The sequence below is a fragment of the Brevibacillus sp. SYP-B805 genome, from assembly GCF_011059135.1.
GTDB lineage: Bacteria > Bacillota > Bacilli > Brevibacillales > Brevibacillaceae > Brevibacillus_F.
Genome location: NZ_JAALGD010000013.1, coordinates 67,990 through 93,439, shown reverse-complemented (window position 1 = coordinate 93,439; position 25,450 = coordinate 67,990). Strand labels below are relative to the sequence as shown.

At 57.7% G+C, this 25,450-nt stretch carries 32 protein-coding genes and 2 riboswitches; of the genes, 13 read left to right on the top strand and 19 right to left on the bottom strand.

What is annotated here, in order from left to right:
- Window positions 1–139: 139 nt before the first annotated feature.
- On the top strand, window positions 140–499 hold the full coding sequence (locus tag G3578_RS15915) for a L,D-transpeptidase (protein WP_165213948.1): 360 nt from the start codon (window positions 140–142) through the stop codon (window positions 497–499).
- 189 nt (window positions 500–688) lie between these two features.
- Here the strand turns inward: G3578_RS15915 and G3578_RS15910 are convergent, their stop codons facing one another.
- Complete coding sequence (locus tag G3578_RS15910; protein WP_165213947.1) at window positions 689–1,096, bottom strand: YugN family protein; 408 nt, start codon at window positions 1,094–1,096, stop codon at window positions 689–691.
- A 155-nt stretch (window positions 1,097–1,251) separates the two neighbouring features.
- Here G3578_RS15910 and G3578_RS15905 point away from each other — a divergent pair, with 155 nt between their 5' ends.
- On the top strand, window positions 1,252–2,403 hold the full coding sequence (locus tag G3578_RS15905) for a glycosyl hydrolase family 18 protein (protein WP_165213946.1): 1,152 nt from the start codon (window positions 1,252–1,254) through the stop codon (window positions 2,401–2,403).
- Window positions 2,404–2,438: 35 nt separating this feature from the next.
- On the opposite strand, the gene thiO is transcribed toward G3578_RS15905, so the two are convergent.
- The 6 genes from thiO to G3578_RS15875 all read right to left on the bottom strand — a co-directional run bounded on the left by thiO (window position 2,439) and on the right by G3578_RS15875 (window position 6,566).
- Window positions 2,439–3,590: a glycine oxidase ThiO gene (thiO, locus tag G3578_RS15900; protein WP_241254658.1), complete on the bottom strand. Its 1,152-nt coding sequence runs from the start codon at window positions 3,588–3,590 to the stop codon at window positions 2,439–2,441.
- A gap of 59 nt (window positions 3,591–3,649) precedes the next feature.
- Window positions 3,650–3,763, bottom strand: a riboswitch (TPP riboswitch).
- 72 nt (window positions 3,764–3,835) lie between these two features.
- Window positions 3,836–4,081 (bottom strand): excisionase family DNA-binding protein, encoded by a 246-nt coding sequence (locus G3578_RS15895; protein WP_165213945.1) that lies wholly within the window; start codon window positions 4,079–4,081, stop codon window positions 3,836–3,838.
- The gene (locus tag G3578_RS15890; protein ID WP_165213944.1) at window positions 4,068–5,429 is read right to left on the bottom strand and encodes a glucose-6-phosphate isomerase; all 1,362 of its coding nucleotides are present in this window, start codon (window positions 5,427–5,429) and stop codon (window positions 4,068–4,070) included. The genes G3578_RS15895 and G3578_RS15890 overlap by 14 nt, the downstream gene beginning before the upstream one ends.
- A gap of 128 nt (window positions 5,430–5,557) precedes the next feature.
- Entirely contained in the window at window positions 5,558–5,737 is a 180-nt protein-coding gene (locus tag G3578_RS15885) for a hypothetical protein (protein ID WP_165213943.1), read from the bottom strand.
- Window positions 5,738–6,126: 389 nt separating this feature from the next.
- Window positions 6,127–6,285, bottom strand: a complete 159-nt coding sequence (locus G3578_RS15880; RefSeq protein ID WP_165213942.1) for a hypothetical protein — start codon at window positions 6,283–6,285, stop codon at window positions 6,127–6,129.
- Window positions 6,282–6,566 carry a DUF3886 domain-containing protein gene (locus tag G3578_RS15875; protein WP_165213941.1) on the bottom strand — a complete coding sequence of 95 codons (285 nt, stop codon included), beginning with the start codon at window positions 6,564–6,566 and terminating at the stop codon, window positions 6,282–6,284. The genes G3578_RS15880 and G3578_RS15875 overlap by 4 nt, the downstream gene beginning before the upstream one ends.
- An 86-nt stretch (window positions 6,567–6,652) precedes the next feature.
- Here G3578_RS15875 and sspK point away from each other — a divergent pair, with 86 nt between their 5' ends.
- A complete protein-coding gene (sspK, locus tag G3578_RS15870) occupies window positions 6,653–6,781 on the top strand; it encodes a small acid-soluble spore protein K (protein WP_165213940.1) in 129 nt (42 codons plus the stop codon).
- A 295-nt stretch (window positions 6,782–7,076) separates the two neighbouring features.
- On the opposite strand, the gene G3578_RS15865 is transcribed toward sspK, so the two are convergent.
- A complete protein-coding gene (locus tag G3578_RS15865; protein ID WP_165213939.1) occupies window positions 7,077–7,913 on the bottom strand; it encodes a glycosyltransferase family A protein in 837 nt (278 codons plus the stop codon).
- A 174-nt stretch (window positions 7,914–8,087) separates the two neighbouring features.
- Here G3578_RS15865 and G3578_RS15860 point away from each other — a divergent pair, with 174 nt between their 5' ends.
- The 4 genes from G3578_RS15860 (at window position 8,088) to G3578_RS15845 (ending at window position 10,572) form a co-directional block, all read left to right on the top strand.
- Complete coding sequence (locus G3578_RS15860) at window positions 8,088–8,441, top strand: DUF3905 domain-containing protein (RefSeq protein ID WP_165213938.1); 354 nt, start codon at window positions 8,088–8,090, stop codon at window positions 8,439–8,441.
- Between the two features lie 72 nt (window positions 8,442–8,513).
- On the top strand, window positions 8,514–8,810 hold the full coding sequence (locus G3578_RS15855) for an iron-sulfur cluster biosynthesis family protein (RefSeq protein WP_165213937.1): 297 nt from the start codon (window positions 8,514–8,516) through the stop codon (window positions 8,808–8,810).
- A 77-nt stretch (window positions 8,811–8,887) separates the two neighbouring features.
- On the top strand, window positions 8,888–10,012 hold the full coding sequence (locus tag G3578_RS15850) for a site-2 protease family protein (protein WP_165213936.1): 1,125 nt from the start codon (window positions 8,888–8,890) through the stop codon (window positions 10,010–10,012).
- An 80-nt stretch (window positions 10,013–10,092) separates the two neighbouring features.
- Window positions 10,093–10,572, top strand: coding sequence for a low molecular weight protein-tyrosine-phosphatase (locus G3578_RS15845; RefSeq protein WP_165213935.1), 480 nt, complete (start codon window positions 10,093–10,095; stop codon window positions 10,570–10,572).
- Window positions 10,573–10,725: 153 nt separating this feature from the next.
- On the opposite strand, the gene motB is transcribed toward G3578_RS15845, so the two are convergent.
- The 5 genes from motB to G3578_RS15820 form a co-directional block, all read right to left on the bottom strand.
- Window positions 10,726–11,505: a flagellar motor protein MotB gene (gene motB / locus G3578_RS15840; protein WP_165213934.1), complete on the bottom strand. Its 780-nt coding sequence runs from the start codon at window positions 11,503–11,505 to the stop codon at window positions 10,726–10,728.
- Window positions 11,498–12,310 carry a flagellar motor stator protein MotA gene (motA, locus tag G3578_RS15835; RefSeq protein ID WP_165213933.1) on the bottom strand — a complete coding sequence of 271 codons (813 nt, stop codon included), beginning with the start codon at window positions 12,308–12,310 and terminating at the stop codon, window positions 11,498–11,500. The genes motB and motA overlap by 8 nt, the downstream gene beginning before the upstream one ends.
- Before the next feature lie 176 nt (window positions 12,311–12,486).
- Complete coding sequence (gene fhuF, locus G3578_RS15830; protein WP_165213932.1) at window positions 12,487–13,260, bottom strand: siderophore-iron reductase FhuF; 774 nt, start codon at window positions 13,258–13,260, stop codon at window positions 12,487–12,489.
- Between the two features lie 85 nt (window positions 13,261–13,345).
- A complete protein-coding gene (locus G3578_RS15825) occupies window positions 13,346–13,822 on the bottom strand; it encodes a hypothetical protein (protein ID WP_165213931.1) in 477 nt (158 codons plus the stop codon).
- An 89-nt stretch (window positions 13,823–13,911) separates the two neighbouring features.
- Window positions 13,912–13,995: riboswitch (cyclic di-GMP riboswitch) on the bottom strand.
- Window positions 13,996–14,059: 64 nt separating this feature from the next.
- A complete protein-coding gene (locus G3578_RS15820) occupies window positions 14,060–14,518 on the bottom strand; it encodes a Rok-like winged helix domain-containing protein (protein WP_165213930.1) in 459 nt (152 codons plus the stop codon).
- 358 nt (window positions 14,519–14,876) lie between these two features.
- On the opposite strand from G3578_RS15820, the gene G3578_RS15815 reads away from it, so the two are divergent.
- Both G3578_RS15815 and G3578_RS15810 read left to right on the top strand, forming a co-directional pair.
- Window positions 14,877–16,229 carry an arsenic transporter gene (locus G3578_RS15815; protein WP_165213929.1) on the top strand — a complete coding sequence of 451 codons (1,353 nt, stop codon included), beginning with the start codon at window positions 14,877–14,879 and terminating at the stop codon, window positions 16,227–16,229.
- A gap of 27 nt (window positions 16,230–16,256) precedes the next feature.
- Window positions 16,257–16,931: a DUF2642 domain-containing protein gene (locus G3578_RS15810; RefSeq protein WP_165213928.1), complete on the top strand. Its 675-nt coding sequence runs from the start codon at window positions 16,257–16,259 to the stop codon at window positions 16,929–16,931.
- Between the two features lie 175 nt (window positions 16,932–17,106).
- Here the strand turns inward: G3578_RS15810 and G3578_RS15805 are convergent, their stop codons facing one another.
- From G3578_RS15805 to deoD, 5 genes are all read right to left on the bottom strand, one after another.
- A complete protein-coding gene (locus G3578_RS15805) occupies window positions 17,107–18,072 on the bottom strand; it encodes an SPL family radical SAM protein (protein ID WP_165213927.1) in 966 nt (321 codons plus the stop codon).
- Between the two features lie 133 nt (window positions 18,073–18,205).
- A complete protein-coding gene (locus G3578_RS15800; protein WP_165213926.1) occupies window positions 18,206–19,027 on the bottom strand; it encodes an alpha/beta fold hydrolase in 822 nt (273 codons plus the stop codon).
- Window positions 19,028–19,120: 93 nt separating this feature from the next.
- Complete coding sequence (locus tag G3578_RS15795; protein WP_165213925.1) at window positions 19,121–19,480, bottom strand: ArsR/SmtB family transcription factor; 360 nt, start codon at window positions 19,478–19,480, stop codon at window positions 19,121–19,123.
- Window positions 19,464–19,910, bottom strand: a complete 447-nt coding sequence (locus G3578_RS15790; RefSeq protein ID WP_165213924.1) for an SRPBCC family protein — start codon at window positions 19,908–19,910, stop codon at window positions 19,464–19,466. Before G3578_RS15790 ends, G3578_RS15795 begins: the two co-directional genes overlap by 17 nt.
- Before the next feature lie 112 nt (window positions 19,911–20,022).
- Window positions 20,023–20,730 carry a purine-nucleoside phosphorylase gene (gene deoD / locus G3578_RS15785; protein ID WP_165213923.1) on the bottom strand — a complete coding sequence of 236 codons (708 nt, stop codon included), beginning with the start codon at window positions 20,728–20,730 and terminating at the stop codon, window positions 20,023–20,025.
- A 238-nt stretch (window positions 20,731–20,968) separates the two neighbouring features.
- On the opposite strand from deoD, the gene G3578_RS15780 reads away from it, so the two are divergent.
- From G3578_RS15780 to G3578_RS15765, 4 genes are read left to right on the top strand one after another with little or no spacing between them, the layout of a single operon-like run.
- Entirely contained in the window at window positions 20,969–21,136 is a 168-nt protein-coding gene (locus G3578_RS15780; RefSeq protein ID WP_165213922.1) for a hypothetical protein, read from the top strand.
- Window positions 21,137–21,183: 47 nt separating this feature from the next.
- Window positions 21,184–21,813: a succinate dehydrogenase/fumarate reductase transmembrane subunit gene (locus tag G3578_RS15775; protein WP_206529744.1), complete on the top strand. Its 630-nt coding sequence runs from the start codon at window positions 21,184–21,186 to the stop codon at window positions 21,811–21,813.
- A gap of 3 nt (window positions 21,814–21,816) precedes the next feature.
- A complete protein-coding gene (locus G3578_RS15770; protein ID WP_165213920.1) occupies window positions 21,817–23,640 on the top strand; it encodes a fumarate reductase flavoprotein subunit in 1,824 nt (607 codons plus the stop codon).
- 29 nt (window positions 23,641–23,669) lie between these two features.
- Window positions 23,670–24,398 carry a fumarate reductase iron-sulfur subunit gene (locus tag G3578_RS15765; protein WP_165213919.1) on the top strand — a complete coding sequence of 243 codons (729 nt, stop codon included), beginning with the start codon at window positions 23,670–23,672 and terminating at the stop codon, window positions 24,396–24,398.
- 90 nt (window positions 24,399–24,488) lie between these two features.
- Here the strand turns inward: G3578_RS15765 and G3578_RS15760 are convergent, their stop codons facing one another.
- Window positions 24,489–25,373 carry a GNAT family N-acetyltransferase gene (locus G3578_RS15760; protein WP_165213918.1) on the bottom strand — a complete coding sequence of 295 codons (885 nt, stop codon included), beginning with the start codon at window positions 25,371–25,373 and terminating at the stop codon, window positions 24,489–24,491.
- Window positions 25,374–25,450: the final 77 nt, after the last annotated feature.

Sequence of the window (25,450 nt, the reverse complement as noted above, 5' to 3'; positions counted from 1 at the left end):
GATCCTCCCCGCCATCATTCTCCCCCTCACTATACCACAGTTTGACACAAGATGCTGTCGCTGGGACATGCGGTGTTCTCGAACCATCCACACTTTCCGGACATATGCAATAGCAAGCAACCAGAAAGGATGTGAGGAGATGCCGCAGTACAACATTCGCATCTCTCTCTCCAGGCGAAGGCTCTCTCTCTATGACGGAAGCCGGTTGATCCGCACCTATCCCGTCGGTGTTGGCAGAATCGCCACCCAGTCACCCAGAGGCGACTTTTCCATCATCAGCAAGGTTCCTTATCCCAACACCTACAGAGGCGGACCGCTCACACCCTTCGGCACCATGTGGATGGGGTTAAACAAGCCGCATTACGGCATCCACGGCACCAATAACCCGTCCTCTATCGGCAAGTACGTGTCGCACGGCTGCATCCGGATGTACAACAGAGACGTCGAAGCGTTGGCCCGGATCGTCCCCATCGGCACACCGGTCAAAATCCGTCCATGACGGAAAACCCCGCCGACTTAAGCGAACGTTCCCCCGCTGGATCGCTAATGCTTTGCCGAGTGGGGTCCCTTGCTGGTGTCGGCGGGGGCCAACCTTTCCATCTTCCTTCCATGTACTTCAATATCAAAAAAGGGTGGGATTTCCAGCAGGGAATCCACCCTTTTTCCTTTCAGGCCCGAACCGCACGGCTCATGCCCAGCGCTTTTCCAGCTGGCGCACGATGGCCTCCGCCTGCTGCACCCAGTGCCTTTCCAGCGGCGCATCCTTGTCCACCGGTTCCTGAAACTGATTGACCACCGGCGCCACAAGCGGCCCGGAGGTATAGCCGATATGTTCTTCCACCCCGGTCTGGTACACATGCTTCAGCACGAACGGTGTGCCGAATCGGATACGGGCATCGGCGGTATCCAGCTTGCCTTGAATCACGTCAAACGGCAGCCGCAGGAAGACCATCCCCTCCTCGTCCAGCTTCCGGTCGAAAAAACCCGCGTAATACTCCCAGTTGTTCGCCAAAGAAAAACCGTCCGGAGCGAGCAAATCGCGGACGTCCCCGAACGTCCCCTCCACACCCGCCAGTCGGCTCTCTATCGTTTGCATGCCCATCCCTGCCTTTCCCAATCTCTCTCCTAGTGTGCAACAAAAGGCAGCCATGTACACGCATCCGGCAAACAGGAAACATTTGGACCTCTACGCCCTCATGGATTCGCCCGATACAGAAGAGAGGACTGTTTTCAGGAAAGGAGCCGACAGCATTGAGGAAATTCAGAACGTTTCTCTTTTTCCTGCTGATTCTGACAGTGATGGTGATCATACCGATCCTGACCGTCAATTCCGCCACCTTCTTTCAATTGCATCAGGTAGAATCGCCTGAACAGCAGGTGCAGGATCGCCTGGCCACGGAAAGCTGGTTGGCCGTCATGAAAGAGGGCGTGCCGCTGCCAGCGAACAAGGCGCCGGCCGCCGCTACGAAGACGGTGCTCGGCTACTATGTGGAATACGGCGAAACGGACCGCGCTTCCTATCAAGCGCTCGCCTCCTTTGGCAGCATGCTGACGGATGTGGCGATGGTTATCTACAATGCCGCCCCCGACGGAAGCCTGCAGGGCAAGCCGTCCCCGCCCGGGCTTGAGGCCGCGCGCGCGAAGCGCCTGCATACATATCTGGTGGTGACCAATCATGGGGAAAAGCTGTTTGACCGCAACCTGGCGCATACCTTGCTGACCGACAAGACCGTCTCCCTGCGTCTGCGCCAAAACCTTCTGTCCAAAGCGAAGGAGCTGTCGGCAACGGGAATCAATCTGGATATTGAGAACGTGCCGGCGGGCGACCGTGACGCGTACGCCGCGTTCGTCGCCAATCTGGCAGACGATCTCCACCGGGCCGGCAAGAAACTGATTGTCTCCGTGCCGGCAAAGACCGCCGACAACCCGGCCGACAGCTGGAGCTACGGCTGCGATTACGCCAAAATCGGGGCCAAGAGCGACTACGTGCAGATCATGACGTACGATGAGCACGGTCCGTGGTCGGAGGTAGGGCCGGTCGCCTCCTATCCGTGGGTGGAAAGCGTGGTGCGCTATGCGACGAAAGTGATTCCGCCGGAAAAAGTGCTGCTCGGCGTCGGCTTTTACGGCTATGAATGGAGCAGCGCCGGCAACCGGGCGCTCCCCTCCAAGGCCATTCCCGAACTGATTGCGCAGTACCATGCGACTGTCAAATGGGATGACAAAGCCAAGTCACCGACCCTGACCTATGTAAAAGACGGCGTCACCCGCACCGTCTGGTATGAAGATGAGCGCAGCCTCCGCGCCAAACGGGAGCTGGCCGAGGCCTATCATCTGGGCGGCTACGGCGTATGGCGGCTTGGCTTTGAAGACCAGTCCTTCTGGAATGCCCTAGTGCGATAAGAAAGAGAGCCCCGTTCACGACAGGGGCTCTCTTTTTATTCCGCTCCGGTCTTACCGGTTACCCGTTCCGGCAAAAACGGCACGAGCGGCGTCATCTTCCCTTCGCACAGCCAGTCGGCCATCAGCTTGGCCGTGATGGGGGCCAGGAGAATGCCGTTGCGGAAATGGCCCGCCGCCATGGATACGCCGTCCCAGCCCGGCAGCGGGCCCAGGAACGGCAGACCATCCGCCGTGGCGGGGCGCAGGCCTGCCCATGCCTGCAGGAAAGCGGCGTCACGCAGCACCGTTACGAGAGGAAGAACGCCGTTCAGCACCTGGCTGAGTCCGCCCAGCGTAACCTCCCTGCGATAGCCTGCCTCGTCCTCGGTGGCCCCGATCACGATCCGGCCATCCCGCTTGGGAACCATGTATCCCGTCGGCCCGAAAATGACATGGCGCAGGGGAATGCCGGCGGAAGCGACGGTCGCCACCTGTCCCCGCACCGGATAGACGGGCAGCTCCACATCCAGCATGGCGGCGATCACGCTCGCCCATGCCCCGGCGGTCACGACCGTATGATCGGCATGCAGGTCGCCTGCCGTTGTTTGCAGGCCGGTCACGCGCGTCCCTGCCGTGAGAAATCCCGTCACGATGGTGCCCTGCCGCAGCTGGACCCCGCGCCGCACGCAGTCCGCCAGCAGCGCCTTTAACAACAGTTGGTTGTTCACATCCCCTTCCCCGGGGGAATAGATGCCTGCTTTCATCTCGCGGGAAAGAAGCGGCTCCAGTTCGTGCAGCGCCTGCCCTTCCACCCATTCCACCGCGCAGCCGACCGCCTGCTGCCAGCGGTATCGGGCCAAAAGGGCCTCGATCTCCTGCTCGTGCTGCGCCACCGTCAACACGCCGTCCAGCTTCATTTGGGGATCGAGCCCCGTTTCTTCCTTCAGCCGCTCAATCCAGGCGGGATAGAGCGCGAGCGACCCGATGCCCAGTTCAAACAGGGGCCCCTCTTCCTTGAACTCCTTGAGCGGCGCCAGCATCCCCGCTGCAGCGGATGACGCCTGCCCGCCCCACTCTCCCTGCTCCACGACGGTGACCGACATGCCCCTGTCCGCCAGTTCCCTGGCCAGACTAAGCCCGATGATGCCTCCTCCGGTGATCAAACACTCCATGGTTCTCTCCCTGCTTTCTTTTCGAATCTTTGACATAAAAAACCCACCTGTTCCGCCGGGAAAGGTGGGCATTGGGTAACGCCAAAACAGCAATATACGTTTGCTCACCACTTCCCTGCGCCAGCATGACCTGGATCAGGTTCAAAGGGTCGACGGCTCTCTTGCTCCGTCCTCTCAGCCCGGCATGACGGGCTCCCCCAGCAGTTTTGTATCCGGTATTCATTTCGTTTGTTTTCCGCTATGAGTATATCACAGCACCGCCGTCTGCGACAGCGTTTTGCTCAATCCTCGTCCTTCACATCGTAGCTTTCCGGAATCGGTTCGTTGCGCCATTCCTCCAGGAACTCCTTCAGCTTCCGCATCTGTTCCAGATGATGGGCGAACTGATCCTTGTTGATCAGATACTCCTCGCCGTTGTGGACGGCCCGGATTCGTCCTTCCCGGATTTTTTCCAGAATGAAGGAGGCGGGCAGTTCCAAATATTCGGCCGTCTCTTGCAGCGTCAGATAGGTTTTACCCTCGTCCATGCAGGCGAGCCTCCAGCTCCGCTTTGCGCTGCTCGTGGCCCGGTTTGCCCAGCAGCGCGTACATGTTCGCCTTGTACGCTTCCACGCCCGGCTGGTCAAACGGATTGACGCCGAGCAGATAGCCGCTGATGCCGCATGCTTTTTCGAAGAAATAGATCAGGCCGCCAAGATGGTAGGCATTCGCCTCGGGAATCTCCACGACGAGGTTGGGAACGCCTCCGTCCACATGGGCGAGGAGTGTGCCCTCGAACGCTTTCTTGTTCACGAAATCCATGCCTTTGCCCGCCAGGAAGTTGAGTCCGTCGAGATTGTCCGGATCTTCGTGGATGGTCACATCCACGGCCGGTTTAACCACGTGCAGCACCGTCTCAAACAGGTTGCGCACGCCATCCTGAATGTACTGGCCCATGGAATGCAGATCGGCCGTGAAATCGACGGAAGCCGGGAAGATGCCCTTGCCGTCCTTGCCCTCTGATTCGCCGTACAACTGCTTCCACCATTCGGCAAAATAACGGAACTGCGGCTCGTAGGTTACCAGCAGCTCGGTCGTTTTTCCCTTGCGGTAGAGGGCGTTGCGGATGGCCGCATACTGGTAGCACGGGTTGTCCGCAAGCTCCGGGGTCAGATACCGGTCGCGGGCATCCGCCGCCCCCTGCATCAGGGCATCGATGTCGGCGCCGCTCACCGCGATGGGCAGCAGACCTACCGCCGTCAGCACGGAGTAGCGCCCGCCCACATCATCCGGAATGATGAACCGCTCGTACTCTTCCTCCACCGCCAACTTGTACAAGGCCCCGCGCGCCTTGTCCGTGGTGGCGTAGATGCGGCGGCGCGCCTCCTCCCGGCCGTACTTTTTCTCCATGAGTGCCCGGATGATGCGGAACGCAACGGCCGGTTCCGTCGTGGTGCCGGATTTGGAGATCACGTTGACCGAGACCTCCTTGCCCTCGATCGCTTCCAGCAGATGGGCCATGTAGACGGGACTCATGTTGTTGCCGACAAAGTAGATTTCCGGCGCGCTGCGGCGCTCCCGGGGCAGCAGATTGTGGAACGTGTGGCCCAGTACATCGAGCGCCGCTTTCGCCCCCAGATAGGAACCGCCGATGCCTATCACCAGGAGCACATCGGAGCTTTGCTGGATGGCCGCCGCCGCCTGCTTGATGCGCGCATACTCGTCGCGGTCGAAGGCGACAGGCAGGTCCACCCATCCGAGAAAATCGCTGCCCGGTCCGGTTTTCTCATGCAGCATGCGGTGCGCTTCGCGGACGGCCGGAGCCAGGTACGCCCACTCGTGCGGCTGTACGAATGACAGTGCCTTCGTATAATCCAACTGTATCGTCTCTCTCATTGCGCCCTCCTGATCTTGGAACAGTTTCCCTTATATTGTACCATGTTCACGCCGCGATGACGTGAGCCGACCTTAAACAACGCTCCCCAAAATGCCCCCTGCTGCGGCGCAGGGGGCATTTTCCGTTTCTATATCACCTTTTGAAGATCCGTCAGCAGCTTCAGCAGGAGAAACAGCATAATCCCGAAGATCGCAACGGCCGCCCACAATGACTTGCTGCCCGGTTTCCCCTCTTTCACGACCCCCAGCAGCTTCCATGTGCCCACGACAATACAGAGCAGACTGATGACAAGCAGGATCGGCCCCATTTCCCTCCCCCTTTCCCCTTCCTACTACCTATATGGGAAAGCGCGCCAAAAAATGAGGCTGCCGGGAAGAGCACTGCAAAAGTGCTCTTTGGCGTGTAGACAAAGTCCGTCCAATGTCATGGGTGATGGCGGAGGGAAAAGGAGGCTGTTTGCATTTGCGGAGCGCCTTTGTCAGCCAGCCAGCGGAGCAACGTCGGCACTGGGGAGAACGGGTGCAACCCGCTCCCCTCTTTTCTTACCCAATCGGTTTGCACCCGCCCAGTGCTAAGTTGCGAAGCGGACAAAAACCACATCTTTGCTGGCTGACAACGAAGCGGAGCAAAGAAACGCCTCTGTTTTCCAAATAACGGAAGCGCTTTGCTCGTGCATTCTGCAAGGAAGGAAGCCCCCTACTTCCTCTCTTCCTGCTGCTCCTTGCTTTTTCCCAGCCGGGAGAGAACCGCCCTGCCGCGTGTGCGGACCGATTCATCCCGGATGGTCAGGGGATGCCGTTTCAACAGCCCGTTTTTGGACGTGTCCGGCCGCGGGGATCGTTTTGGACCGCTCACGCGTACTTGCCTCCGCCCTTCTTGTCGTATTCCTCCAGCAGCTCGGCAAAGCTCTTGTTGCGCTCCCGCTCCTCCTGCTCGCGGCGGCGCTCCGCTTCTTCCCGGGCTTCCTGTTCCTTCTGCGCCTTCATCTCCCTCTCGAACTGTTTCAGTTTGTTCAGCGCATCTTCCGCCAGCAGCTCCTTCAGGCTGTGGCCCGCTTTTGCTTCCGTCAGGGCAGCCGCTTCCGCCTGACGCCCCTGATAGCCATGATCGTGTTGCTTTGGTCGTTTTTTTGCCATGTCTCTGTCACCTGCTTCCTCCATGATTCGATGTGCCGCATTTGGTCATACTACAAGCATATTGGCAAGAGGAGGGGGAATGCAACATGCGCAACAAGGAAAAGGATTTCGGAAAAACGGCCGACATTCGCGGCCCCAAGTCCCAATCGGAGGCAGTCCGATCCGACGGTTCCATCAATAGTGAACCACAAGAACGGCTGAAAGAAAACCGGTAAGCCGCCACTAAGAAAACCCACCCGGCTATAGCTAACGCTGCGCCGGGCGGGGCCCCAACCTTTTTTCGTCACTTTATCACTTTAAAGAACTTAAACTTTCTTTTCTGACTATGAAAACCCGGCCGACTGAAGCGAACGCTCCGCCCGCTCGGTGCTGGTTACTCCGGTACCGAGTGGGGGCCCTGCCTGTGTCGGCTGGGGCCCCCCAACCTTTCGTCGTCGCTTCGGCGCTATCAGGAGCTTCCATTTCCCGATACAACGACGTGAAGGCACAGCCCTGTCAGGCGGGTTCCTTTTACCGCCCGAAGTGGCCCGTTCCATATCGGGCGATGGCGGATGGGCGCGGGGAGACCTGCTCCAACAGGATCAGCTTGTCAACCATTTCAAACGAATGGCCGGCTTTTCTCAGCCTCCGTCCCATGTCGCTCTCCAGCTGCCGCAGGGTGGACGGCCCTTTGTGAAACATCCCGACATCCATGCACGCCGAACGTTCCATCGACACATGATCGGTACGAAAAAGCGTCCACGGATGATGGTACCTGTCCAGCCGGTGTCCGTAGCGGCGGAGCACTTCCTCCCGCTTCTCCCCGTCTTCGCCGGGAAGACCGATCGCGGCCAGCAGATCGGTGGCGATCTGCTGCTCCGTTAACAGCGGCACAATCTCCGCCGTCGTATGCGGCCGCTTGATTTGCGGATATTGTTCCAGCCATTTGTGGCATTCTTCGTGCTGTCTTCGGGAAAAGGTGGGATAATAGACGGAATACACCCGTTTGGTAGGGCCTCCCGTCAGAATCAGACGTCGGCGGCGGGCATGGGCCTGCAAATGGGTGCCGACAAAATGGCGGGGGACGATCATGTTCTCTCCAAGCAGGATCAGCACATCCCCTCGCGCTCTCAGAATGCCTGCGTTCAATACCTGCCTGGCGGTGACGGGGTTTGACACACGGCAATACTGCAGCGGAAAATGGGCCGCAAACGCTTTGATCTTCTCCCTCAAGCCGTCGGTTGACGCGTTGTCCACCACGATCACCTCAAATTCTTCAAACGGCGTATACTGAAAATTGAGACTGGTGAGCGTGTACAGCAGGCGATGGACCGCGTTGCGAGTTGGGATCACGACGCTGGCAAACATCTTCTTCCCTCCTCTCGGCCTTCCCTTGGGTAAGCTGCTGTCAACAGTATATGCGCCTTTCGCCAAAGCGGGGTGGGCGAACGGGGCAGGCGGAACGTCGCATTCTCCGGTGCATAATCCCGCCTTCGAAATGGCATACTCCAGAAAGAAACCACGCCCTGAGGAGGAATATGGATGGCGGATCAACCGCGCAGGGATCAAAAGGTCAAAGATGTGGCGATAGACGGTACGCTGCCCCATCAGGCGTCCGCTCCCGATTACAAACAGTCCAACCGCCGCATGCAAAAACCCTTTGTCAACGAATTCGGGGTGGTGATTGGCGACAGCTTCTACGATTCTCCCCAGTCCCCCCACAACCAATGGAGCACGGATACCGACCCGTCCGTCATGGCCGGGGATCGCTGGGTTCACCCAACCAACGACATCGGCTGGAATACCACGGAAAACCAGGAGCTGCTGCGGGACAAGCCCCCGCAGGGCGTTCCTTTCATGCACCCGACGCTGGATGCCAGCTATGGAAAAGATTGAACACGCGTGCGCCGCTCATGTGAAGCGGCGCTTTTTTCTGTGTTACAATGGGGGGAGGAGAGGAGCATGCACATGAACATTCAATTGGAGATTCAACCGGCGTTTGCCCTCGCATACCTGCGCATGGCCGCTTTCCGGCAGGGGGACGTTCTGCGGCTGTATGTGCGGACGGGTGGTCCCGGCACCGGCGGCCTGTTTTTTGCGCTTGAAAAGGACGAGATGCTGCCGGGAGATGCCGTCTACCATGTGGAAGGGCTTACGTTTGTGATCCGGCCGGGCGATTTCTGGTATTTCGACGGCGGCCGGCTCGGGTATGACGAACGCTTCGGCGAATATGGCTTCTTTTTTGAAAACCCGCGGCTTGATTGACCGGGGAGACCGGGAAGAAACCTTTCTCCCCTGCGGACGTATATTCAGATAACCCCCATGCCCTCAGGAGGTTTTCCATGAACAAAAAGCGCTCGACGATGCTGGCGATCGGCGCCTTTCTGCTGGCCAATCTGAAATGGCTGCTGGGGCTGCTCAAATTTTCCAAATTCGGGGCAACCTTTCTGTCCATGATTCTCAGTTTGGTTCTGTACGCCAATTTCTATGGCTGGAAATTCGCCGCTGCCCTCATTTATCTGATTTTCGTGCATGAGATGGGCCATCTGGTCGCGGCCAAGCAAAAAGGCATCCGCACCTCTCCGGCCATCTTCATCCCGTTTGCCGGCGCGCTGATCTCGATGAAAGACCAGCCGCGGGATGCCGCCACGGAAGCGTATCTGGCCTACGGCGGTCCGCTGGCGGGCCTCATCTCCTTCCTGCCCGCCCTGCCGCTGTACTGGGGGACGGGCGATCCGTTCTGGGCGCTGGTCATCTATCTGGGCGCCACGATCAATCTGTTTAACCTGCTGCCCGTCTCCCCGTTGGACGGCGGGCGCATCGTCACGGTTCTCTCGACCAAAATCTGGCTGATCGGCCTGCTGGGCATCCTCGCGCTGCTGCTCTTCTCGCCCAGCCCGATGCTGTTCCTGATCTTCCTCCTCGGCGCCATCACCTGGTGGAACCGCGCGCGGGAAGGGTATAAACAACGGGTCCTCACCTATGAGAAGGAACGCTTGGCCCGTTTCCTCACCGAGCTGCGCACGTGGCCGACGCTCCTCTCCGTCGGTGAGACCAGGGAACGGCTGTACAACGAGTACCGGGCCGCGACGGCCAAGCGGGTGCAGACCAAGCGCTTTTTCCTCCCTTTTTTGCAGGACGACAAGCGCTTTGCGGCTGACCGCGCCCGGATTGACCGTCTGTATGCCGAGCTGGCCTGGAATGTGTACCAGCAGTGGGAACGTACCCCCGTCCTCTTTTTGGATGCCGACCCCGAGCAGCCCCTGCCCTCCCCCATCCTGCTGGAAGCCAGCCGCGATGCGGAACGGCAGCTGTCGCTCATCGACAACCAACTGGAGACACTTTCCAATTACTACGAAGCGCCAGCCGGCACCAAGTGGAAGGTATTGCTCGCCTACCTGGCGCTAGCCGCCGTGCTGTCTCTCGCCTTCTGGTACGGGAATTCGATCATCGAGCCATCCCGCTAGGCGGCCGGTCGGCGCTGACACCCCCTCCAACGCGGCGCATGAAGGAATCCGCAAGATACGGGAAGGAGGAATGATTGAGGTTGATTCACGTATTATTCGTCTGCCTGGGCAACATCTGCCGCTCTCCCATGGCGGAAGCCGTCTTTCGCCATCTTGTGGCGGAGGCCGGGCTGTCGGATCAGATTGCGGTCGACTCGGCCGGGCTGGGAGGCTGGCACGAAGGGGAAGCGCCCCACCACGGTACCCAGGAGGTGCTTCGGAAGCGCCAGATCGCCTATGATACCATTGTTGCACGGCAGATCAGGAAAGAAGATTTTGCCTCTTTTGACTACATCGTCTGCATGGATGAAGAGAATCTGGCGGGCCTGCGCGGACGGGCGCCCGCCGGCAAGAAGCTGTACCGTCTGCTTGACTTCGCGCCGGAACTGCCGGAAAGAAACGTGGAAGATCCCTATTACACCGGCCGGTTTGAACATGTCTACCGGCTGGTCGAGGCAGGCTGCCGCGGCCTGCTGAAGCATCTCTGCGCCGAACACGGCCTTATTTACCCAGCCGATTAGAAAAACTCGGCTTGTCGCCCAGTCCTAATGGCGAAAGCCGAAGTTTTTCTTATACTTTCAACCTTTATCGCGTTAGCGAACTTAAACTTTCTGAAAGTACAAAAACAGCCCGCAGGCATGATCCCATGCCCCGGGCTGTTTCCCTGTTCTTTGCTATTTATCGGTGAGATCGCGCAGGATGGCGACCTCGACGCGCCGGTTCTTCGCGCGTCCCTCCGGCGTATCGTTGCTAGCCACCGGATGATATTCCCCTTTGCCGGTTGCGCTGAACTTCGCCGGATCAAGCGCCTTGTTTTCCAGCAGCACCTTCAGGAAATTGGTCGCCCGCTTCGTGCTCAGATCCCAGTTGGACGGGAACTCCGCCGTGTGAATCGGCCGATTGTCGGTGTGTCCCGTTACCGTCACCCGCTTGGGATGCGGCACCAGCAGCTTGGAGATTTCGGAAGCGAGGTTCCGCGCTTCCGGTTTCAGCGCCGCGCTGCCGGAATCAAAGAGGGCGTTGTCCAGAATGGTGATCAAAAGCCCATCCTCCGTCAGCTTTGTCTGGAGCTTGTCCTGCAGCTTGTTGCGCTGAATGTAGCCGTCCAGCTGCGCCTTCATCTTTTGCAGGTCTCTTGTTTCCCTTTCGAAGGCTTCCTGGAGCTTCTTCTCTTCTTCCGTCTTCTCCTGGTCGTCCGCCTTTTTGTTGGCGACCGTCGCCATCTCCTGACTGGGGTCAAACGGAACCGCTGACGGATTGGAGAGTACGCCCACCCCGCCGTTCAGCGCGATGTTGAACGAGCGGACAAGCTGATCGAATTTCTTCACGTCCAGCTCGCTGGACGCGAACAGCACGATGAACAGCGCCAGCAGCAGCGTCAGCAGGTCGGCGTACGGAATCAGCCAGGTTTCATCGATATGATCCTCGTGGTGATGACTCGCCTTTTTAGCCATTGGCCGCTACCGCCTCTTCCTTATTCTCCGCTTTCTCCTCCGTTTGCGCCTGTCGCTCATGATAAGGCAGGTAGACAAGGAGCTTCTGTTCGATGGCGGCAGGAGACACGCCGGCCTGGATCGACAGCAGGCCTTCCACCATCAGATTCTTGATCTCGATCTCTTTTTGGGATTTGCGCTTCAGCTTGTTGGCGAACGGGTTCCACAGCACGTACCCCGAGAAAATCCCGAACAGGGTCGCAATAAAGGCCGCCGCAATCGAGTGGCCCAGCTTCTCGATGTCGGACAGGTTGCCCAGCGCGGCGACGAGACCCACCACCGCCCCCAACACCCCCAGTGTCGGCGCGTAGGTACCGGCCTGCTGGAAAATGTTCGCGCCGACCCGATGGCGCTCTGCAATGGCGTGAATCTCTTCGTTCAGCACGTCACGCACGAACTCCGGCTCGCCGCCGTCAATGATCATCTTCATCCCGTTGCGCAAAAACGGATCCTCGATCTCATCGGAAGTGTTCTCCAGCGCAAGCAGCCCTTCCCGGCGGGCGATCGAAGCCCAGTTCATGAACTGATTGATCAGCTCGCGCTTCGAGGGCAGCGGCTGCTCTTGAAAGATAATTTTAAACAAGGTGGGTACTTTTTTGATTTCATCCATAGGAAAGGCGTTGAACAGAGAGGCGGCTGTCCCGACGAAAATGATGAGAAACGCTGCCGGATTGATCAGTGCCGACAAGCTTGCGCCTTTCAAGATCATCCCGAAGCCGACTGCGATAATCCCTAGTGCAAGTCCTATGTAAGTCGATTTTTCCATGTTGACACTCCCTATATCACGTACTGAAATCATTTCTATTATTGATTTCGGTAAAAAGCGGCCGGTTTGTGAGGGGAAGATGGCTGGATTCGTTACTTTTTTCATCCGACGCTCCGCCCACCCGGCGATGGAGAGGCGTAGCTCCTGATCAAAAAAAATCAGCGTCTTGATAGACGCTATCTCTCCTTTGCCAGGATTTGTTCGATCCGTTTTTCTTCGTCCAGATTGGGGCAGGTGTAGCAGCATTTGCCCTCCGGCAGCAGGTAGGCGAGGCAGCAATGCCGGCGTATCCGTACCACTTCCCCCTGCTTGGCCGGATGAGGAACCTCCGCAAACGTGACGTTCAGCGGGTTCTTGTCGCAGGAACCAAAGAGCAGCGGGTCCTGCACCTCGGTAAGATAACGGAAATCGGACCGGATGCGTTCGGCCAGCTCCGCCGTTTCCGCTTCCCGCTCCCACTGGCGATAGTAATGGTGGATCAGATAAGCGGCATGTCCCCACAGGACGTTCGGGCTGATCCGGGAATATGCCGCAATCGCCGTGATCAGCGGCTGCAGGTTATCATTGGAAATATGGCGGATCATCCGTTCCCGCCACACCTCCCGCTCCCCGCCGGCCGGCCGTTCCCCCGGCTGGAGCAGCAGAAAGCGGGGCATCTTCCAGCTGTCATCCGTGGTAAGCACGAGATTATCCAGCCGGATATTCAGCCCGTAGGTGTGAAAGGTCATGCTGTAAAGAGCGCCGATCACCAGTGCCAAATAGCGTTTGACAAACAGCGATGCCGTCACGGCCATAGACGGTGACTGCAGATGGGCGCCCGCTTCTTCCAGAAAAGCTTGTCCCTGATCGGGATCAAGCAGCTTGACGGCGGCAAACTGCAGGCGGCCGCCGGGTTGCGGCGCGATGGCAATGCGAAAAGATTGTTCCAATACGGAAAGAGGGAGGGACATGGCAGATTCCTTTCCTGATGCCCGTTAGCATTTATAATGATTTTCATTATCATTATAAAAGGAGGAAACGGGTTATTCAAGCCCGTCAGCACATGCTTCCCGCCTTCCCGCTGTCGTTTCCAGCGCTTCCGCCACCTGGTTCATTGTTCCACGAGGTCCTCACCCGCCACATGAAAGAGCCAAATACCCCAAACGCGATCTCCGCCGCCTCCAGCAGCTTCTTGGCAATCCCAGCAGGCATATCCTCCAACTGTTTGGCCAGTTCGCTGTGGCGGATAGAGAGCAGTTCCTGCAGTTCCTGCAGTTTCTGCTGCTCGGCCCGCTCCTTGTCAGCTGGCCCATCCGTCTCCCGTACGGATGTGTTCCGGTTGGCAGTCAGCGCCTGCGGATGCGTGTAGAGAAAGGCGGGGGAGACCGCCTGCTTCCTTTTTTCGTATACGGCAACGAGCGTCGAATGGATCGAAGCGGGGGTTGACCGCTGCTTCTGCCATGCCGGCAGCGATTCCTCGAACCTCGCCATCAATGCATACGTCTGTCTTGCCTGCGCAGCCTGAATTGCCATGTCCGCCCTCCCTGTTCCCACCGCTTGGGTCATCGTTTCGTTTCCTGAAAACGCTCAGGATATTTTTTCAAACAAAAAAGACCAACCTCGAAAAGGTCGGTCGGTTGCATCACTCACTCCCCATGCCTCAGATGCCCACTTACAAGACATGGTTCAACGTGCCCGTTCGTATGAGATCCGGCTGATCGAGCCGGACGATCTGTTTTCACTACTATTCTATCAAGCTGGTTAATCCTGTCAACCGTGCTGTTCCGCCAGCGTATAGTATTTGTCCACTTTTTGGATCCGCGGCGAAAGGGCCATGATTTTGTTCATCGCAATCGTCGGATTGGAGAAAATCATGTTATGGCGCTCTTTCAGCACGCGCATGATATCGGCGCCTCTCATCTTCCCGTTTTCCTGCAGCAGTTCGATCACCAGCGGCAGTACTTCCGCCTGATAGTCGTATTTCGCTCTGGATTTGCGTTCGTCGGCAGGGGCAGGTTGAGGCTTGCGATCTCCTTCCGTGCCGGCTGTCTCCTCGTTATCCGCAGCATCGCCCGCTGTCATCTCTTCCAGCTCTCTGATCCGTGCGAGTATCTCCTTGATATCCCGCCCCAATTCCTTGTCTCTGTCCACGTAATCCTTACGCAGCGCTGCACGATGCTCAAGGAGCGCTTCCAGACTTTTTGTCAACGCAGCCAACTCTGTGCGCATTTCATTCCCATCCTTCAAAAGCCAATTCTTCATTCTATCTTAACGCGAGCGATGGGAGAATGCCAGTGGTTGGCGCTTTTTTTTCGGCATGGAATCAGCCGGGGCCGCATCCTCCCCGCAAAGAACTGGTTATCTATCGATACGGTATAGCTATCTCTGCTTGATAAATGTTGATGGATGGTAGTGGAAATAGGGAAAATAGGGTACTTGTTTAGTTCGCTCGAACGGGGACCGGCGTATGGATACATTACAGCTTACCTTCAGAGACAGATAAAAGGGGGGAAAAAGAATCTATGCATTCATAAACGCCGTCGGTTTTGCGACTTCCATTTCCGTATAACGAAAGGATGTCTGAAGCATGTCCGAATTAATGGTGCCCATTACCATTCTTTCTTTCGTATGTACCGTCCTGTTTATCTTTTGGCGCCCCCATGTGAATGAGGCGATTCCAGCTACGTGCGGAGCGGTTTTTGTGCTCTTGAGCGGCAGTGTCAGCCTTGCCGATTTATGGAAGATAACCGATACGATCAGCGGAGCGGCCATTACGATTATCGCGACGATCGTCATGGCGATTGTCCTGGAAAGCTTCGGTTTTTTTCACTGGACGGCTGAAAAGCTGGCGAAAAAAGCAAAAGGGTCCGGCATTCGCCTGTTTTGGTTCACCAACCTGCTCTGTTTTCTCATGACCCTTTTTGTCAACAATGACGGCAGCATCTTGATCACCACACCGATTTTGATCATGCTGCTGCATAACCTGAAGGTGAAAAACTCCCAAAAAATCCCGTATCTGCTGTCTGGAGCCCTTATCGCGACGGCTTCCAGCGCCCCCATCGGCGTCAGCAACATCGTCAACCTGATCGCCCTCAAAATTGTCGGTATGGACCTGTATATGCATACCGCCATGATGTTCGTCCCCGCAACGACCGGTCTCCTTTTCCTCCTGCTGCTCCTGTTTGCCGTCTTCTATCGCCTGCTGCCGCGCAGTCTGCCGGATATCCCTCCAGGCTTCTGGCGGTATTCCCTTCAGGGAGGCACCCATCCGCTCAAGGAAGATTCGGCCTCCCTCCTGCCCGAGAATCGTTCCCGCCTGATGCGCAACATGCTGATCTTCGTGCTTGCCGTACGTGTGAGTCTGTTTGTCGCTTCCTATCTCCACATCCCCGTCTCGCTGATGGCTGTGCTTGGGTCCGTGGGACTGCTCGGGTGGCGCTGGTATTCCTTGCGCATCTCACCCGCCGATATGTTGAAAAAAACACCCTGGCATATCTTCGCATTTGCCTTCAGCATGTATGTGATCATTTATGGCTTGCATAACATCGGGCTGACAAGATGGCTCGTTCATTACATGGAACCCATCGTGTCGGGAAGTCTGCTGCAGGCAAGTGTGATGATGGGCATCCTGCTGTCCGTGATGTCCAACCTGTTTAACAATCATCCTGCCCTGATGATCGGAACGCTGACGTTAACCAATATGGGGCTGGATCCCCTCACCTTGAAAATCTCCTACCTTGCAAACGTCATCGGCAGTGATATCGGTTCCCTGTTGCTGCCGATCGGGACGCTTGCGACCCTCATCTGGATGCACATTTTAAAGAAATCCAAGGTGAAAATCAGCTGGGGAGAATATGTGCGGGTGACCGCGATCGTCATCCCGCCAACCTTGATCTTCACGTTAGTGCTGCTCTACTATTGGGTCGCTTGGATTTTCTAATGAAACAGCTGCCGGGAGGTTGTCAGAATGAACCCTTTTCATCAATGGGTTGGAACGAACATTGTCATGGAAATCGCCGGAAAAAAACAGAAGGAAGGAATCCTGATTGACGCCGGATTAGACATCCTGGTTCTATACAGCAAAGAGAAGTTTTTCTATATCCCCTTGGTTCATGTACAATCCATCAAATCCTCTGCCCGCCAAGAATACGAGTTGGTGAATATTCCCGACGTCCCCATTCATCATCAAACGGACAGCATTTCCTACCGGAAGATGCTGGAGAATGCCAAGGGACGCTTCATCGAGCTTTATGTGACGGGGAACAACGCGATCCACGGGTATCTCACGAGCATCATGAATGACTATTTTGCCTTCTATTCCCCCATCTACAAGACCGTTTTCGTTCCCCTCGACCATGTAAAATGGGTGGTCCCGTATCCGGATAACACGACTCCCTATGCGCTTCAGCCTCATTGCTTCCCGGTCAGTCCGGTTACCATTCCCTTATCCCGTTCGTTTGAACAGCAGTGCAAAAGACTGGAAGGGAATCTGGTTGTCTTTGATCTGGGGGATCACCCGGATAAAATCGGGCTGCTTGAAAGGGTGGAAAGCAGCAAGGCGGAAATGAAAAATGCGAATGGAGAGACTCTCTTATGGAACCTGCAGCATCTGAAAACCCTGCACGTACCGGGCTTATCCTGATGAGGAGAGAAAAAAGGCAAGAAATGTAGCGAATGCCACATCCTTGCGTGAGAAATAATGGAACGCGTTATACTGTATGCGTGATGCGGGGAAGATGTTCCCCGGGACATGTTCAACCATGCCGGCTATCCGTCTCAGCGGGGAGTCGGCATGGTTTGTTTTCCGGGACGTCCGGTCAATCGAAGGAGAAGGAAAGCTGCTCTCCCTCTTCGGGCCGGTGTTCCGGCATGATCGCCCCTGGCTCATGCTTCGGCCAATCGGGCGGCGTGATCCCGGTCGGCAGGCCGTATCGGGCGAGCAGGGCCCGCACGCGCATGCCCAACGTCTCCGCATAAGCTTCCGGCGGATAGGCGGAGCGATAGAGGGCGAGCGTATCGGGGACATGCGCGGGAAAATGCTCCCGCAGGGCCTTGACATACCACGCCTTCACCTCGGGCACGAGACGCAGCACGGACGGCATCGCAAACCGGGCCCCGTGCTCCTTGGCCTGGACGATCAATGCTTCCAGCTCTGACGCGGAATCCGTCAGGAAAGGCAGGATCGGCGCGATAAAAATCCCGGCGGGCAGGCCGTTTTCCACCAGCCGGGCAACCGTCTCCAGCCTTTTGGCCGGGTGGGGCGACGCCGGTTCCAAACGGCGACACAGCTCGGCATTGACGGTGTTGACACTGATATTGATCGACGTGATCCGCATGCTGCGCAGCACATCCAGATCGCGCAGAATCAGCGGAGAGCGGGTGGTGATCGTGGCGGGAATCCGGTAGCGGGCCAGCACCTTCAGGCATTCGCGGGTCAGCTGCGCCTTCGCTTCCACCGGCTGATAGGGATCGGTCGCCGTCCCGATCGCGACCAGCCCCACCTGCCGCGCGACCGCTTCCAGATCTCCCCGCTGCCGTTTCGCCATTTTGGCCAGCTGCTCTTCCAGCGCCTGCGCCGCATTGGTTTTCAGCAAGATATGGTTTTGGAAGGTATCATCCGCATGCATGCCGAGAAAAGTGTGGGTGGGCCGTGCATAGCAGAAGCTACAGCCATGGGTACAGCCCCGGTAAGGGTTGATGGACCAGTCAAACGGCATGCTTGGCGCCTTCACCCGGTTCATTGTCTGCTTCGTCACGATTTCCTGGTAGGTTTTCCTCGCCATGCGTGCATCCCTCCCTTATACAAGAACATATGTTCCTATTTTGTTTCTATCTTACCACAACATTGGGCAAAAAGAAAGAGAGGGGGCTTCCCTCTCTGGTTGATCCCGCGCGCTTGCTGCTCCGCCCTCGCGCCTATCTCGTTTCCTTTTGTACCCGCTCCAGCCACTCGCCGACCAACTCGTCAAACAGCCGCTGCTGCTCCACCTGCAGATTATGTCCCGCCCGATCCAGGACCGCAAAGGAAGCCCGCGGATAGTTCTCCAGGATCCGCCACGCATCCCGATACCCCACAAACCGATCCTGCCGTCCCATCAGGAATAGCGCAGGCTTGGCAAACGGCTCGGACAAGGCATCCACATCGACGCTGAACGCATAGCGCCGCTTGATCTTCTGCAGAAACGCTTCATCCGCAAGCTGAAGACCCGCATAAATCTCCTCGTTGAACCGTTCCCAATTGTAGCGGTCCTGCACGACGGCCACGGAGGCGAATTCCTCCCTCTCCGCGGGCGTCAGTTCGGCCAGCAGCGCCTCATCCTGGTCAAATACCTGATGGGCCGGCACATCCCGTTTGGAGGATTCCGGCTCGATGGCAGGACAGATCAGGGCCAAGCCATTTACCTGCTCCGGCCGGCGATAAACAATGCCCCTGGCCAGATACCCGCCGTACGATTCACCTGCCACAAGGAAGCGCTCTTCCGGGATCACCGCATCGATAAACCGCAGGACAACATCCAGCATGTCATCCGAGCTGTTGATCCACGCTTCCCCTTTCGTTTTCCCCATGCCTGGCAAATCCAGATAGATACGCCGCCATCCCGGCCTGCTAGCAAACAGCGGTTCAAAGCACCCCATCATCAGCCGGTGGTCAGGCCCAAAGCCGTGGATCAACAGAATCGGCCTGCCTTCTCCCCGCACTTCATAATGGACGGAAACCTGTTCCAAATGGCAATACATGTGAATCCTCCCCTTTCTCCCGGCATGGAGCCGCCTTGGTCAGCCCGCCGCTGTCGTGAAAACCATGATTCGGACGACTGAGATATGGCAATTTCACGGGCGATCCTCCTTTTTGGTGTTCGCCTGTTCTTCCGCCGCCTGTTTCAGGTTATGCAGCCGGTCGTCCCAATACTTTTCATATTTCGCGACCCACGGACGGAGCAGTTGGCTGATCGTCTCCGCATTGATCCGGTAATAACGCTCCCGTCCCCGTTTGTTGTCATGAACCAGCTGCAATCGGCGCAGCTCCATCAAATGCTTGGAGATGCCGGAGCGGACGAGGTGGGGGAAATGATCGGCCAGCCGGGTCACGGTCATGGGGCCGTGTTGGGCCAGCAGATCAAGGATCGTCCGGCGAGTCGCATCCCCCAGGGCCCGGAACAATTCCTGCAGTCTGTCAGCGTCGGTCGACATGATTGCCCTCCGCCGCCTCCCTCAGCTTCCACAGAAGCTTGTGACGATCCGCCCCCCTGTCATAAGCTTCAAACGTCTGCCACCATGTCGGTTTGCCGATTTTCTCAAACCCGTCCGTCACAAAATGAACAACCGTCCCCTCCGGATGTTCCGCCAGGGTGAAGGAGAACCGGATCGGATGGACCCAATCCGTGTCCGGCCCATCTTCCAACCAGGACAAGACCAACCGCTGATGCGGAACCAGTTCCAAAACCTCACCCGTGATCAGCTGGCCCGTCTCTTTGTCCACATGCCGATGCTTGCCTCCGATGCGGACGTCAATCTCCATATCCTCCTCAAACCACCGACGCATCCCTTCCTGTGTCGCCAGAAGCTCCCACACCACCTGCAGCGGCGCATGGATCACGACCGACCGTTCAACCTTTACCATATTGCACCTCCAATGGGAAATGTTTCTTATATATTACTGTATAGTAACATATTTTGTAAAGATCCACCCAAAAAAACTGCGCAGAACAAGGTTCTGCGCAGTTTGCATGGTGTTACGGCTGGATAATGGCATCCAGTGCGACCTGGATCATCTGGTTAAAGGTGGTTTGGCGCTCTTCCGCCGTCGTCAGCTCCCCGGTGATCAAATGGTCGCTGACGGTCAGAATGGCCAACGCGTTCACGTTAAACTTGGCCGCGATGGTGTACAAAGCGGCCGCTTCCATCTCGACGGCCAGCGCTCCGTGCTTGCTCAGGAGCTTGGTGATCTCCTGATCATCGCTGTAGAACGAATCGCTGGTAAAGATGCTGCCCACATGGACCGACATCTTCGCGGCTGCTGCCACATCGTACGCTTTTTTCAACAGATCGAAGCTGGCGGTCGGCGCGTAATCAATTCCCTTGAAACGGAGCCGGTTGACCGCCGAATCGGTGGAGGCGGACATGGCGAGGATCACATCCCGCACCTTGATCGCCTCCTGCAGGGCGCCGCACGTGCCGACGCGGATCAGGCTTTTCACCCCATAGCTTTCGATCAGTTCATGGACATAGATGGAAATGGACGGGACCCCCATTCCGGTTCCCTGCACGGAAACGCGCTCTCCCTTATAGGTTCCCGTAAAGCCCAGCATGCCGCGCACTTCGTTGTAGCAGACGGCATTCTCCAGGAAATTCTCCGCGATATACTTCGCGCGGAGCGGATCTCCCGGCAGCAGGATCTTGTCTGCGATCTGCCCTTCTTTGGCGCCAATATGTATGCTCATCCAGATTCCCTCCATTTACCTGAATCATTCCAAAAAGGATATCAGCTATTTGAGTAAAACATATCACGCGCCTTGGCGCAAGGGTGGAAAACACGCCGTCTCACAGCATGTTTGCACCGTATCCCGAATATTCTTTACTACATACCATGACATGATCCAACTGATCCTTCTCAGATCAACATGGAGATTTCTTTACGGATTCACCACAGCAAATCTCGCGCGGAAAGGAAGGAAAAGCATGAAGCTGTCTCCCTGCTGTGGCGCTGCGACGAAGGTGGAGAATCGGTCGGATCATCCGTTGCTGTACGATGACGCGTATGATTTTCAGGTTCCGGCCCTGGTCTGTACCAAATGCGGGAAGGTGTTTGATCCTCTGTCAAGGGAAGGCGGTTCCAACACGCCGTAAGGGCTGCACCGTCTGACAGGGTCTCACCTCGAGGAGGGTGAATGGGTATGCAGTTGCAGAGGGCCTTGACCCCTGGCAACAAAACCGACTTTTTGGTGGAAGCGGCCCAGACAGTAAGCGGCTTGCTGCTGGTTGGCTTCCTGTGGACGCACATGCTTTTTGTCGCCAGCATCCTGTTGGGCATTCAGGCGTTTGACGCCCTGGCCCACTTTATGGAACGGTTCCGGCTGCTCGATCTCGCCGTCATCTTTATCATCCTGACGGTTGCCACGCATGTCGGCGCGGTTTTGCGGCGGATACCGGGGCGCTGGCAGGAACAAAAGATCGTCTGGAAGCACGCCGCCATCATCAGGCATCCGGATACCTGGTCATGGCTGTTCCAGGCCGTCACGGGCAGCGCCATGCTGCTCCTGATCATTATCCATGTGTTCGTGGTCGTCTATGTCGGCATTGATGCGACCTTGAGCGCCGATCGGGTCCATTCGTGGATGCTCGGCTTTTATATCGTTCTGCTCTTTCTTGCCGAATACCATGCCAGCGTCGGCCTCTACCGGACGCTGGTGAAATGGGGGTTTGTGAAGCGGCACAGCCTGAAGAGGGTGCTGACCGTCATTACCGTCTGTACGATCGGGCTTGGCCTGTTGAGCCTGTGGGCATTTTATTCGCTGGGGGGTTGAAGGATGAGCCGATACGACCATTTCATGACAGACGTCATCATCGTCGGAGCAGGCCTGGCCGGTGAACGGGCAGCGGTGGAGGCGGCTTCGCACGGCCTCCGTGTCATTCTCCTGAGCCTCGTTCCTCCCCGCCGCTCCCACAGCTCGGCGGCGCAGGGCGGCATGCAGGCCTCCCTGGGCAACAGCGCCATGGGAAAAGGGGACAATCCGGATATCCACTTCGCCGATACGGTGAAAGGCTCGGACTGGGGCTGTGATCAGGATGTGGCCCGCCTCTTCGCCGAGACGGCTCCGATCGCCGTCCGGCAAATGTCGTACTGGGGCGTCCCCTGGAACCGGGTGGTGCCCGGCACGCGCCTGTACGACGGCAAAGAGATTCAGGAAGACCCGGCAAAGGAAGGGCTGATCACCGCCCGCAACTTCGGCGGCACGGCCAAATGGCGTACATGCTATACGGCCGATGGCACCGGCCACACCCTGCTTTATACCATGGACAGCGTCGTGCTAAAGATGGGCATCCCCGTCCATGACCGAACCGAAGTCCTTTCTCTCATTCACGACGGCAAACGATGTCTCGGTGTCGTCGCCCGCTGCCTGCGCACGGGGAAACTGCGCGCCTACACGGCCAAAGCGACCGTGATCGCCACGGGCGGATACGGCCGACTGTACGGTGCCTCCACCAACGCCGTCATCAACGAAGGAAGCGGCATGTTTGTCGCATTGGAAACGGGGGTGGTTCCGCTGGGGAACATGGAGGCGGTCCAGTTCCACCCGACAGGGATCGTTCCCTCCTGGATCCTGATTACGGAAGGGGCGCGGGGCGACGGCGGCTACCTCCTGGATAAAAACCTGCACCGCTTCATGCCCGACTACGAACCGAACAAAAAAGAACTGGCTTCCCGCGACGTGGTGTCCCGCCGCATCATGCAGCATATCCGCAGCGGATATGGCGTGGAAAGCCCGTACGGTGCCCATGTCTGGCTCGACATCCGCCATCTCGGGGCCAGGCACATCAACACTAACCTGCGGGAGATCGCCACGATCTGCCGCAACTTTGCCGGCATAGATCCGGTCCACGATCTGATTCCCGTCCGCCCGACGCAGCACTACAGCATGGGCGGCATCCGCACCAATATCGACGGCATGGCTTACGGCCTGGAAGGACTTTTTGCCCTGGGGGAAGCCGCCTGCTGGGACATGCACGGCTTCAACCGGCTGGGCGGCAACTCCCTGGCGGAAACAGTCGTGGCCGGCATGATCGTGGGGGGCAAAATCGCCGCCTGTGCCAAAGAAGCCTCCTACCACGTCTCCTCCGCCTTGATCGAGGAACAGGTCCGGTTCCAGGAGGACCGCATCCAGGCACTGATCGAAGGCCGCCATGGCAGGGAGAACGTGTACCAGCTGCGCCGGGAGATGGAACAGACGCTTTCGGAACATGTCGGGATTTTCCGATCCGAAGAACCGCTGCAAAAGGCGGTTGCCAAACTGCACGAGCTGCACCAGCGCTCCCTGCGCGTCGGCCTCAGAAGCGACGGCCGGGGAGCCAATCCCGAATTGGCCGCCGCCCTGCGGATTACCGGCATGATCCGCCTGGCTTATTGCATCGCGGCCGGTGCGCTGGCCCGCCAGGAGAGCCGGGGCAGCCATTACCGGGAGGATTTCCCCAAGCGGGATGATGTCAACTGGCTGAAGCGGACCCTGGCTTATTGGCCGGTGGGGGCCGACCAGCCGTCCCTGGCGTATGAGCCTGTCAAAATCACCGAACTGCCTCCCGGCGACAGAGGCTATGGAGAAGCAAGCGCCCACTCGGTCACGGCCAAAGGATAACCGTGAGGAACAGGAACGGAGGGGAAACGATGAGTCAGCGGCAATTAACCTTTCACATTTTCCGGTACAACCCGGAGGAGCCCGACGCCAAGCCCCGGACACAAAGCTACGTGCTGCCGGAAGAGCCCGGCATGACCCTGTTCATCGCCCTGAACAAGATTCGGGAAGAGCAGGACCCCACGTTAAAATTTGATTTCGTCTGCCGGGCCGGCATCTGCGGCTCCTGCGGCATGCTGATCAACGGCAAGCCGACCCTGGCCTGCAAGACCCTGACCAAGGACCTGCCGGACCGCATTTCGCTCATGCCGCTCCCGGTCTTCCAACTGCTCGGGGATCTCTCGGTGGATACGGGCACCTGGTTCCGCCACGTCTCCCTGCGGACGGAAGCCTGGGTGCATACGGAAAAGCGCTTTGACCCGATGGCCGAGGAAGAACGCATGAGCAATGACACGGCCCTGGCGATCTACGAGGCGGAACGCTGCATCGAATGCGGCTGCTGCATCGGCGGCTGCGCGACCGCCAACATCAAGCCAGGCTTCATCGGGGCGGCGGGCGTCAACCGTGTCGCCCGCTTCATGGTGGACCCTCGTGACGAGCGGAGCGACCAGCAGTACTTCGATGTGGTCGGGTCGGAGGACGGCATCTTCGGCTGCATCGGGCTGATGGCTTGCGATGATAACTGCCCGATCGGCATCCCGCTGCAGGGGCAGCTCGCCTACGTCCGCAGGAAAATGGCGGTTGCCGGCTGGAAACGATAGCGGCCATCGCGTGCAGGCGGCCGTCGTCTCCCATACGCTGTCTTCCTTGTGCGTGCAGGAAGACAGCGTTTTGACATATCCCCTTCTCCGTCAGAAGGCGGCCGTGATCGGCAGTCTCAACGGAAGGTTGTCCAACTCAAAGCGTCCTCTCACCATCAGAAGGTTCCTCTTCTGCGCCGGGACAGGTTCAGCCGCCCCGTGGAAGCGATCGGGCGGAAAATGAAACTCGATGCGGGAAAAAGGCTCCGGAATGCGGGAGCACAACGCTTCCAACGGCGGGAGATTTTCCCCGATACAATCGTACAGGCGCAGCGTTTCTTCTTCTACCTCATAGACGACGATCACGCCCAGATCATCCGCAGCATACAGCTTTTTTTGATAAGCGGGATGGTACATGTTCAGGAAAAAGGATGATGCGTACCCAACAGGCGCAAAGCGCCAGGAGAGCGGCTGATGCCGGGCAAAGCGTTCCCGGATCCACCGCAGATCGTTTTTCGCAAAAGCATCCAGTTTTCGTACGGCATCTCCCTCCTGTTTGGGGAAATGTCCGATCGGTGCCGCAAACGTATACTCCTGCACCACCCGAAAGCCGAATGGCTTGTACAACTCCGGTTGATCGGTCAGCAGAAAGGAGGCATCAAAAGCCTGGTCGATCTCTTCCAGCATCCTGCGGAACAGCTGCTTCATCAGCCCCTTTCCCCGGTACTCCGGATGTGTCATCACGGATTGGATGCCGGCGGCTTTCCGCACGCTCCCCTGCACCATCAGAGGCAGGGTGAACATGGAGACATTCGCAACGGCAGCCTCGCCATCAAAAAACGTATACGGCCGATACGTAGGATTCCAAAACCCCCGCCGATGGAAATCGGCGAGTATCGACACCTCAATGCCAAAAACCTGTTCAAACAGCGGGTACAGCTTTTCCCGCATGGCGTCATCCGACGAATAGCCGACAGCGTAAGCAAGATGGGACATCCGCGTCCTCCTTTTCTCCTCCGTCTTGCCTTCACTATAGGAGAAACGGAGCGGCCGTACAAGAGAAAAGGCCGTCC